Raw genomic sequence first — 11,309 nt, 5'->3', positions numbered from 1 at the left:
TCTTCTGACGCAAGAACCTTGCTGACTTGCGCGTAGCGCTATATATGATCATTTTACTCATATTAATAAGGTGACGCCCCTATTTTTTACTTTTTCCCTGTTCCCTGTTCCCATATCCGCTGTTCCCTGTTCCCATATCCGCTGTTCCCTGGCCCCTAAAATCAAACACTTGTGTACCTCACCTATTTGAGTCATGCTATCGTCATTAGTCATCATAAATATGAATGAATTTAGTCATTTTCCCACTGACCTACTGACGTACTGACGCACTGACCACTCAGCCTTTTGCCTTGCTATTGAATTAAGTTATTTGAGGGTTATAATATTTAAGTTATGTAGATGAATTTTTCTATATTGAAATAATATTAATTAAACCAATTAATTATATATTATTTTTATAAAGTTTTCAGAAATTTTGAGGAATTTTGAGGTGATTTTCCCCAAATTTACGTCTTAAGGCTGATCTATCAGACTTTGGCTTGACAATGTAAAAAATTAGTAAATATACTGTTAAGAGGAAAAAAGATTTGGTGTATCTCGTCATCATCAGGGAGCAATTAGGCTGTCAAACGACTTCAGAATTGTGATTCCAGGCTGGTTAATTACCTGATCAGTTCCGACTGATGAATTCCTAAGTCATAAGTTATAGTTTCTTGATAGTTCTGAAATCGCACAGGAAGACGAGTTGGCTATCCCTGGATAAATCATGGTTTTGAATTCCGTGCTTTCAGCAATTCTGAATAATTTCAATAAAAGCGTGATGGAGCGCGCTCTTGGGGGTTCCCATGGGGCTTTCAAGGTGCGGACGCAGGTGACCCACGCAGCGCCAAAACCACTCGCTATTGCATCAAGACAGGGTAGCATTTTAAAAAGATTCAACGACACAGAGAAATCCTAAAGGTTTGGCAAATAAACTAAAAATCCTGCAGTCCTGGTGCATACTGTATCCTAAATCAGCTGCTGTAATCCCTTTTTGACCCACAGTTACTATACTAGGGCTATCTATTAGAGTGGGAATTAGATAGTCAAAAGCTGATAGTGAGTTCGGTTGACTACTTATCAGTATTGGGTGTTCATTAATTGAAAATAAAAATTGAAAATTGCCAATTAACAATTTTCAATTAACTCAAGCTAATCAAGCCTAGTATAAGTGTTCAAATTAACGTGATAGGACAGATCAGCTAAGCAAGCTGAGACAAGTCAAGGTGCTATATTGCTCAAGTTCAAAAATAAACTCTACCGTCATCGACACATTATGGAATCTTTGTCTCAACAAAATCAGCCACTTTTTATTTTTGGGATGGGACGTTCTGGAACAACGCTTTTGCGGTTAATGCTGACCGCTCATCCTCATTTTTGTATTCCTCCTGAAAGTCGGTTTTTTGTTAATCTGGATCCAAAATACGGTTCATCGAAAGACTTAAGCAATCAAATCGATAACTTCTTGACAGATATCTACGGTGATCCAAGGTTTCGGGAGTGGAACATTGACCGACAGCAGTTGCGAGAAAATTTGACAGCTCAGAAACCACTGAATTATTCAACAGCAGTCGCCACAGTTTATCAAACCTATATACAGCAGTTTGATGGTCAAGCAGGTTGTTGGGGAGATAAAAATCCTTGTAATATCTATAATATTAAGACCATTCTCAAGTATTTCCCTAATGCCAGATTAATTCTAATTATCCGAGACCTCAGAGCAATCTATGCTTCCCTAAAAAGAAATGAGCAAAAATTTGCCAAAACTTGGAAGGGCTCCTGTATCGCCAATGTGGTAGCGACAACCAAACAATGGCAAAATTTATTCCAGGTCATTAAACACTATCAAAATGACGAGCGGTTTCATATCCTCTTCTACGAAGACTTAGTGACAAATCCAGAAGAAGAACTCCAGGGAATTTGTAATTGGCTCGGGGTATCCTTTAGCCAATCAATGCTGGAGTTTAACAAAAAAAATGCTCAAAAAAAATTGGTACCGACCCGTGAGCTAGGATGGCACGCCAAGACCTTTAAACCCGTTAGTAGCGATCGCATTGAGGCTTGGAAACACGAACTTAGCGATTCAGAACTAGCAGTCTTAGAGATTCTGAATTATAAAACCATGCTCCATCTAGGCTATGACTGTATTCCTAAAACGTGGCAATTTGACAGGTTACTCAAGTTCTACGCAGATTATTCTCAGTACATCTATTGGAGACTGTCTAAAGCTAATCTTCAACCAGTGATAGGGAAAATCCGTGAAGCTTTAGTAACTCTCAAGACATTGCAATTATCCATGACCAGAAATTTATCCCAAAACTCGATCCAATGAGGTTCCAATGAGTAGAAAAGCCTGACCGTAAAGTCAGGCTAACTCACTCAAGCTAAAATCTCTTGTTCGCGCCCTATCCTAAAGGAAGGGGCGCTTGGGGTCGGGTGCATCTCAATCCATGCAATTAGGAAAAAATTCGGGCGAAAATTCCCACACTTCCCACACTTCCCACACTTCCCACACTCCCCACACTTCCCTTCTTTTTTACAAATATGAGATGCACCCCTTGGGGTATATGGCTCTGAGGGCCTCAATTATCAGCACTCATGAATGAAACCTGATGCCCTTGAGACAGCTCAGCACTAATCACGGCCTGTTGCAGTATGGGGGTATTAACAACAGAATCATTGGCCAAAGAAAACAGCGGATTGGACAAAATGCCTGCCAGAGAGGTCGCAATTAACGACATCACTAAACCGACCTGTAACGGACGCATACCGGGTAAACTCCAGCGAATTTCGGGATAATTCTTCACCACATCCGACATCTCTTGAGGTTCCTTCACTACCATCATCTTGACCACACGGATGTAGTAGTAAATCGAAACCACACTAGTTAGCAAACCTAGTAAGACTAAAGTATACAATCCTGCTTGCCAACCAGCCCAGAATAAATAGATTTTACCAAAGAATCCAGCAAAGGGTGGAATCCCACCTAAAGACAGCAAACAAACACTTAAAACCAAAGTCAGCAGTGGATCCTTGTGATAAAGACCAGCATACTCACTAATTTGGTCGGTACCAGTGCGTAGGGTAAACAGAATGACACAAGCGAAAGCCCCTAAGTTCATAAACAAGTAAACCAGCATGTAGAAAATCATGCTAGCGTAACCGGCTTGGGTCCCAGCAATTAGACCAATCATCACAAACCCAGCCTGACCAATAGAGGAATAGGCTAGCATCCGTTTCATGCTGGATTGAGTTAGGGCAACTACGTTACCCAAAATCATACTTAGGATAGTCAAAGCAGTGAACACAAAATGCCACTGATCGCTTAACAATGGGAAAGCAGTGATCAGTAGACGAATTGCTAGAGCAAAGCCAGCGGCTTTAGAACCAACTGAGAGAAACGCTACCACTGGGGTGGGAGAACCCTCGTAAACATCAGGAGTCCATTGGTGGAAAGGAACTGCTGAGATTTTAAAAGCAATACCAGCGATCGCAAACACCAACGCAATCAGAAGACCTAGGGATTGACCGGATTCTAGGTCAGCAACTCCAAGAGCGATCGCACTCAACTGCGTTTGTCCCCCAGACAACCCATATAATAGGGAGACACCATACAAAAATACGGCTGAACTGGCTGCTCCAATCAGCAAATATTTCAAAGCGGCCTCATTGGAACGGGGGTCACGCTTCATGTAACCCGTCATCAGGTAGGAGGAAATACTGAGGGTTTCGAGGGATATAAAAATCGTAACCAGCTCCGTCGCCCCGGACAGGAACATCCCTCCTAAAGTAGCCGTGAGCAAAATGCCAATAAATTCTGCCAAGGATGTACCCGACTGCTGCACATAACGAATTGACATCAAAATCGTTGACACAGTCGATAGGGCAATGATGCCACGAAATGCCACACTCAGGGTGTCACCATTAAATTCCCCAAAGAAGGCAATGGGATTTGCAGCATCCCATTGGAAATACAGGGCAACTATGGCAGCAAGTAGACCCCCAATGGCTACATAGGAAATAGTTTGAGCCGACTTTTTCCCAGCAATCAGGTCAATGATTAACACTAGCAAGAGGGTAATAACTACAATTCCCTCTGGCAAAATTACCCCAGCATTCAACTGGGCGGCAAGATTGGCAAAATCCATAGGCTTTAATGATATGATCTATGGTTATTTGAGTATCCAGATTAACTTTCTTATCATATCGGTGATTGTAGCTAGTTGGGAAAATGGCTTGTATGCCTTGGAGATTGGACAAAGTACAATTCCGTATTTATGCCCTTTCACTGCCCTCTGTGCCACGGTAAGGTGAGACTAGCTATGTCGTACACCGGATCAATGTTACCTTTGAAGGCAACGAACGAATTGTTTACAAATCTTTGAGCAGCAGTGAGAGGAATTGGGATAGGGGTGTACTTACGGTGTTAACGGTGCTCTATTGGATGGCGAATACTACATGAGCTATTCGTGGTTTACCTCTAGGTAAAGATTATTTCTGGCACAATCCGAAAAAGTAGGGAGTACTGCTGAAGCGCATATATATATATAAGTATAAGTAGCCCTCAAATCCCCGTACCTATGGTCGAGTTGCCTGACTTCCTTTCCCACACAGTTGCTCCTTGTTCGTGTTAGCCTGCAACACAAGTAGCGTACTGTAGAAATTAAGAGGCAAGCTTATACTGCCATCAGGGGGTTCTACTTAATGTTGGAAAACTATGCTGGAAAACTATGCTGGAAAACCATACCCACACTCAGTAGGGAGCAAGTATACTGGCTTACTCCCTCGACCTTTGAGAAATAGTATTTAAATTAGACTATTCAACACCGCCGCTATTGTTGAAACTCCGATGACAACCCTTGTAATTGTCGAATCTCCTACTAAAGCTCGCACCATTCGGAACTACTTACCTCCTGGTTACCAGGTCGAAGCCTCCATGGGTCATGTCCGTGATTTACCTCAATCAGCTAGTGAAATCCCCGAAAAATACAAGGGGGAAAAGTGGGCTAAGTTTGGGGTAAATGTGGAAGCTGACTTTGAACCGCTTTACCTGGTGCCTAAAGACAAGAAACAGGTTGTCCAACAGCTCAAAGCAGCTCTGAAGGATTCTGATGAACTGATTTTGGCTACGGATGAAGACCGAGAAGGGGAGAGTATTAGTTGGCATTTGTTACAAATCTTAAATCCGAAAGTGCCAACTAAGCGGATGGTATTTCACGAAATCACTAAGGATGCTATTCAAAATGCCCTACAAAACTGCCGTGAGATCGATGATCAGGTGGTAAGAGCTCAGGAAACAAGGCGGATTCTTGACCGACTCGTGGGCTACACCCTCTCACCGCTGCTGTGGAAAAAAGTGGCTTGGGGCTTATCAGCTGGTCGGGTACAGTCTGTAGCAGTGCGGCTGTTGGTGAATCGAGAACGCCGACGCCGTGCCTTCCGCAAGGGCACCTATTGGGATTTGAAAGGGATTCTAGAAGCAGGAAGTTCCTTTGATGCTAAGCTAGTAACCCTGGACATGGTGAAAATTGCTACCGGTAGTGATTTCGATGCCAATACAGGTGACATTATCGAAGGTAGGCAGGTCAAATTGTTGAGTGAAGTGGAGGCTAAAGCACTCAAAGACAACCTGTATGATAAAGTCTGGACGGTTACTAATTTACAAGAACGACCTGTTACTCGGAAACCCTCACCCCCCTTTACTACCTCGACCCTGCAACAGGAGGCCAACCGGAAACTGGGACTATCGGCTCGTGATACGATGCGGACTGCCCAGAGTCTGTATGAAAAGGGTTTCATTACCTATATGCGTACAGACTCAGTACATTTGTCTGAACAAGCGATCACAGCAGCCCGTAGCTGCGTTGAACAAAAATACGGGGTAGAGTACCTTAGCCCCAAACCGAGAAAGTATACCACTAAGAGCAAAGGAGCTCAAGAAGCTCACGAAGCCATTCGTCCAGCAGGGAGTACATTCAAAACTTCTCAAGAAACGGGATTAAGCGATCGCGAATTTAAAGTCTATGACCTGATTTGGAAGCGTACCGTTGCTTGTCAAATGGCGGATGCTCGACAAACTCAAATTGTGGTTGATTTGCAAGTGGAAAATGCCGGATTTCGGGCTACCGGTAAGCGCATTGACTTCCCAGGTTATCTAAGGGCTTATGTGGAAGGGTCTGATGACCCCAACGCTGCTCTAGAAAACCAGGAAGTGATTCTGCCAGCTTTGAAAGTGGGAGATCATCCTAACTGTAGAGAACTAGAAGCTATCGGTCACGAAACCCAACCCCCAGCCCGTTACACGGAAGCGACCTTGGTCAAAACCTTGGAACAAGAGGGGATTGGTCGTCCCAGTACCTACGCTAGTATTATTGGTACTATCATTGACCGAGGCTATGCTCAGAAACTGAAAAATGCCCTTGCTCCAACGTTTACGGCGTTTGCAGTTACTAATTTGCTCGAACAAAACTTTCCCGACTTGGTGGACACGAGCTTCACGGCCAAAATGGAGCGCACCTTAGATGACATTGCCAATGGAGCAGCGCCATGGCTTCCTTACCTGCAGAACTTTTATTTGGGAGAAAAGGGTCTCGATAACCAAGTCAAGGAACGGATTAATGAGATTGACCCCATTGTTGCCCGTACTGTTGAACTCGAAGACCTCGATGCTAGAGTCCGGATCGGCAAATTTGGTCCCTATGTCGAGGTGAACAATGGCAATGGTGTACTTACTGCTTCGATTCCCCAAGACCTCACCCCAGCTGAACTAAACATTGAGCAGGTTCAGGTACTGATTCAGCAGAAAATGGAGGGGCCAGAGAAATTGGGAATACACCCAGAAACGGGTGAAGCAATTTATATCCTCAATGGAAATTATGGTCCCTATCTACAGCTAGGTGACGCAACAGAGGATAAGAAGAAAAAACCCAAACGTGTCTCTTTGCCTAAGGGGGTAAATAAGGAAGATGTACACCTAGAAATGGCAGTGGGTCTCCTAGCACTCCCCCGCCTTCTCGGTCCTCATCCGGAAACAGGCAAACCGGTCAAAACCGCAATCGGACGCTTTGGTCCTTATGTTGTCCATGACCAAGGGAAGGAGGGCAAAGATTACCGCTCCCTAAAAGCTGAGGATAACGTCTTGACAATTACCCTAGACCGTGCATTAGAGCTGCTGGCACAACCTAAGAGGACAAGGGGCGGTTCTCGCAGCAAGACTAAAAAACCCTTACGGGAACTAGGGGTTCATCCTAAAGATAGCGAGCCAGTCAATATCTATCAGGGTCCCTATGGCATATATGTGAACCATGGCAAAGTTAATGCCTCTCTGCCAGAGGGAACATCAATGGAGGAGTTAACCTTAGAAACCGCCTTGGAACTCATAGCAGCTAAGGCGTCATCGGGTAAATCTGGTAGCAAGTCCAGTAAATCAAAGACTTCCACCAAAAATAAAACCTCTGGGAAATCCACCAAGAAGACTACTAAGAAAACAAAAGATGATAACCAAGAGGCTCAGTTAGAGAGTGAATAAGTAATTGTACTTGCTGACCAACTGATTAAACTCAGGATATATATAATAAGGTGTGACAACACCATTGTCAAGTGGAAACTAGGAAGTTTGAATTGAAGCAAAAACTCTTATCCTTTATTCATGTTCCTTCATCCTTCCTGCTGACCACTGCCTCTTTACTCATTTCTCTGACATTCCCCCTTTCGCCTATTCTGGCTCAAGACCAAACTAGCCAAGACCAAACTAGTCTTGACCAAACTAGTCTTGACCAAACTAGTCTTGACCAAACTAGCCAAGACCAAGTCACTCCACCCCAGCAGCTCTATGTTAAAGGTCGCCAACAGTTAAGTACAGGTCAATTACAAGAGGCTTTAGAGAGCTTCCAGAAGTACCTAGAACTTAAACGAAACATTGGCGATCGCTATCAAGAAGGAGTAGCGCTATATTTTATTGGGTGGGTTCATGATGAACTTGGTCAATATCAATTAGCCAGGTCGTTCTTTGAGCAATCCTTAGCAATTGATCGAGAATTAGGCGATCGCACCGGGGAAGGGAGTACTCTTAATAATCTGGGGTTAACGTATTCCAACCTAGGGGACGATCAAAAGTCCCTAGAATTCTATCAACAAGCCTTAGCCATCTACCGAGAAGTGAGCAATCGTGGCTACGAAGGCAGGACTCTCCATAATTTGGGGAATATATACTATAAGCTGGGTCAAGACCACCAGTCCCTGGATTCCTACCAGCAAGCTCTCGATATCTATCGAGAAATACTGGATAAATCGGAAAACAATTCTCTAGTGTCACAGGCAGACGAAGGAACACTGCTCAATAGCCTAGGGTTAGTTTACCACCGTCTAGGCAAGCACGAACAGGAACAGTTGTCCTATCAGCAAGCCTTGACTATTGCCAAAGAAGTAAGCGATCGCATTTCAGAGGGAATGCTTCTGAATAATTTAGGTATCGCTTACCATCGCCTAGGAAAGTACCAACAAGCATTAGAGTCTCACCAACAAGCCCTAGTGATTCATCGGGAAGTGGGTTCATTAGCTGGGGAAGCATTTACCTTTAGGACTATTGGTGCTGTCCTGGCGGCACAAAACCAGCCAGAACTCGCCATTATTTTTCATAAGCAAGCAGTCAATGTATATCAGTCCCTGGGGCAAGATGTAACTAAACTGTCTCAAGAGAAATTGTCTCAGGAGCAAAAGCAGTCCTATAAACTCAACTTGGATAATGCCTACCTGAGTTTATCTGAGTTGCTGCAGCAACAAAAACGGGTGCAGTCGGCGCAACTGGTGCTAAATTTCTTCCCAGTGCCAGAGCAAAAAGACGATTTGTCTAATCAAGACAAGACTCAAACTAGGGTTCACGAAAAAATACCATACTTACCTGAAGAGGAGCAAATCAAAGCAGGCTATGAGGCTATTTTGCAGCAGCAGCTTTCCCTGAGGAAACAACTCAATCAACTGATTACTATTCCGATAGCAGAAAGAACTCCTATTCAGCAAGACCGTATTCTTGAGTTTAGGCAAAAGGAGCAGCAGCTGACCCAGGAATTTCTGCAATTCCTCAACAGTTCTAAGGTTAAGAAGCTAGTAACACAGTTGAGGGAATGGTGAAAATGGTAATTGGTGATTGCTAATTGCCAGTTTTTAAGAGGGAACAGGGAACAGGGAACAGGGAATAGGTAGTTTTGGATTAATTTGGTATCTTTAAATACTTTTTTTATCATGGTCTTGATGAATTCCCTCATCTGACTCCCCATCTACCCATCTCCCCAAACTTCCCACACTTCCCTCCCTTTCCCGATTCCCTCGGTGCGCTTTCCGCATTAAGAATTAAATTCGCCACGGGTCGCACCGCTCCCGACTCCCGACTCCCTAAAACCGAAATCGACCTAAGATTCTCCGCCAGTCATACTTTAATGGCAAGACGAACTGGATTCGATCCCAGAGACTGCGGTTATCAAAGCTAACTGGTCCTGGTCCAAAGGTTGCTACCATCAATAATCCACCGATTAGTCCTAGATTTTTCAGAAATTGAATTTCTTGCATTTGATTAGAGAAATCTGTGTGAAAAATCAAGGTGGTGGGAATTAAAAATCCAATTAGCGCTAATGCTCCCCAACGAGCTTTATAGCCTAGTAATACGGATAATCCACCCGCCAACAGTATAATGATGGTGGGAATAATCAGTATACCGGGAACCCCTTTGGATTCCATCAATTGTTGAGTATAGGTTGGGTTAAATAGTTTATCGATACCAGCTTTAAGAAAAATAGCACAAAGGAATATCCGCCCTAGGAGTGGAATGTATTTTTTCATAATTTCCAGGTTTTTTGATAAGCGCTATAACCCCTTATTATAGAAAATGGCATCAAGGATGTTATAGTTGAATCGCCGTATAGTCCACAAATAACCAGATTTTATGACTGCCCTCCTCCCTACTCCCTACTCCCGCGCAACCCAGAAGTAAGTACCTCATCCAATTAATAACTGCAATAGCATTGATGGTTGGGTCTAACACTTAAACCCAACCTAGCTACTCGATTACCAGTTAGAAATCAGCGACTGGATAAAAATTAGTTGAAGGGAAATGGTTTAGTCTCAACTCTTGGATTACCATTATTGTTATCGAAAAAACAAATATGTTGAAAAGGAACCATTGACCAACCAGTCACATCTTCAGTCAGTGGTTCGGAAGAAATAATAACAGAGCGTACATCTTCATCTGCTGCAGATTGCATCTTAAAACCATCATAATCTCCAAAATTTTTGCCCTTCAATGACCAAACAGGACTCTTGAGGAGGTACAATGCATCTTTTTCTCTATCGCTTTTCAGCTCTTGTAATTCTTCATTTGTTAATTTTTGCCAGTCACCTGGTACATCTAGCTGTCGGTTATAGCCAATCCCGAGATTGGCAACTAATAAATCATTACTATCTGCCAGGAACAATTTTAGAACACTGATTCCTTCACAATTGTACTCAGTTTGAACATCAAGAATAATTTTAACTGTCTTGTTGATAGCATCTAGAATTTCATCAACAGACAAATCCTTGGTCGGATCATCGACCTGTGACATAATTAGAGCATAGATTACCTCAGTATCGGTACTTCCCTCTAGATTCTGGATAATTTCTGGTCTGCACTTATTTAATAAAGGGAAGCGAATCTCTTGAAACCCGTATATCCAGCCATTGTGTGCTAAAGCTAAACGGAATCCTGGAAAAATAAACGGGTGGCAATTATGCTCATGGACAACCGCTTCATAAGTGTAGTATGCTGCTCGGATGTGGGATAAAAGTAAATTAGTCTCATGACTCTCACACAAAGACTGTAAATTTCTGTCATAAAAAGGTGGTTTAGTTCCTTTATAGATGAAAGGATAATTGGCGCTGAGAGTGTCTTTTTTCCAAGTAGCAAGTCCAAACCCTGCTAACTGTACCATATGATGGTAATCTGAATCGTAACTTTGATTAACCAAAGAATTATCAGGTTCGAGGATTAACTTGGAAATTGCTAAAGGTTCTCCAATATAGCCCAGTACTCTGCACATAGATACTATCCTTGATGTCATTATTTGTAGAGTTCAGGGAAAGTATATCTTATAGGTGACACTTGGTGGTGAGCAATGTTGTAGTGATATCTCGCACCATTGTGATGAATCCTATGATGGACAGTGAGTAGGTAAGCTATCAGCTATCAGCTATCAGCTATCAGCTATCAGCTATCAGCTATCAGCTATCAGCTATCAGCTATCAGCTATCAGCTATCAGCTATCAGCTATCAGCTATCAGCTATCAGCTATCAGCTATCA

Annotated in this window: 6 protein-coding genes; 3 read left to right on the top strand and 3 right to left on the bottom strand. The window is 43.0% G+C overall.

Features of this window, described 5'->3' with window-relative positions; genetic code table 11:
• Positions 1–1,213 precede the first annotated feature (1,213 nt).
• Positions 1,214–2,311 carry a sulfotransferase family protein gene (locus F6K20_RS09145; RefSeq protein WP_052308484.1) on the top strand — a complete coding sequence of 366 codons (1,098 nt, stop codon included), beginning with the start codon at positions 1,214–1,216 and terminating at the stop codon, positions 2,309–2,311.
• Positions 2,312–2,561: 250 nt separating this feature from the next.
• Here the strand turns inward: F6K20_RS09145 and F6K20_RS09140 are convergent, their stop codons facing one another.
• The gene (locus F6K20_RS09140) at positions 2,562–4,127 is read right to left on the bottom strand and encodes an NAD(P)H-quinone oxidoreductase subunit N (RefSeq protein ID WP_008189835.1); all 1,566 of its coding nucleotides are present in this window, start codon (positions 4,125–4,127) and stop codon (positions 2,562–2,564) included.
• Positions 4,128–4,828: 701 nt separating this feature from the next.
• Between F6K20_RS09140 and topA the strand changes: the two genes are divergently transcribed.
• Both topA and F6K20_RS09130 read left to right on the top strand, forming a co-directional pair.
• Positions 4,829–7,507 (top strand): type I DNA topoisomerase, encoded by a 2,679-nt coding sequence (gene topA / locus F6K20_RS09135; protein ID WP_008189836.1) that lies wholly within the window; start codon positions 4,829–4,831, stop codon positions 7,505–7,507.
• Positions 7,508–7,599: 92 nt separating this feature from the next.
• Positions 7,600–9,108 (top strand): tetratricopeptide repeat protein, encoded by a 1,509-nt coding sequence (locus F6K20_RS09130; protein ID WP_161603203.1) that lies wholly within the window; start codon positions 7,600–7,602, stop codon positions 9,106–9,108.
• 261 nt (positions 9,109–9,369) lie between these two features.
• On the opposite strand, the gene F6K20_RS09125 is transcribed toward F6K20_RS09130, so the two are convergent.
• Entirely contained in the window at positions 9,370–9,813 is a 444-nt protein-coding gene (locus tag F6K20_RS09125; RefSeq protein ID WP_008189841.1) for a DoxX family protein, read from the bottom strand.
• A 257-nt stretch (positions 9,814–10,070) separates the two neighbouring features.
• Positions 10,071–11,048 (bottom strand): class II glutamine amidotransferase, encoded by a 978-nt coding sequence (locus F6K20_RS09120; protein ID WP_008189843.1) that lies wholly within the window; start codon positions 11,046–11,048, stop codon positions 10,071–10,073.
• Positions 11,049–11,309: the final 261 nt, after the last annotated feature.

Source organism: Moorena sp. SIO2C4 (genome assembly GCF_010672485.1).
GTDB classification, from domain to species: Bacteria; Cyanobacteriota; Cyanobacteriia; order Cyanobacteriales; family Coleofasciculaceae; genus Moorena; species Moorena producens.
This window is presented reverse-complemented; position numbering and strand designations above follow the sequence as displayed.

Bases quoted from the DNA above. Each gene is read 5' to 3' on its own strand.
- F6K20_RS09140 (WP_008189835.1), bottom strand. From the start codon at position 4,127: ATGGATTTTGCCAATCTTGCCGCCCAGTTGAATGCTGGGGTAATTTTG.
- topA (WP_008189836.1), top strand. From the start codon at position 4,829: ATGACAACCCTTGTAATTGTCGAATCTCCTACTAAAGCTCGCACCATT.
- F6K20_RS09120 (WP_008189843.1), bottom strand. From the start codon at position 11,048: ATGTGCAGAGTACTGGGCTATATTGGAGAACCTTTAGCAATTTCCAAG.
- F6K20_RS09125 (WP_008189841.1), bottom strand. From the start codon at position 9,813: ATGAAAAAATACATTCCACTCCTAGGGCGGATATTCCTTTGTGCTATT.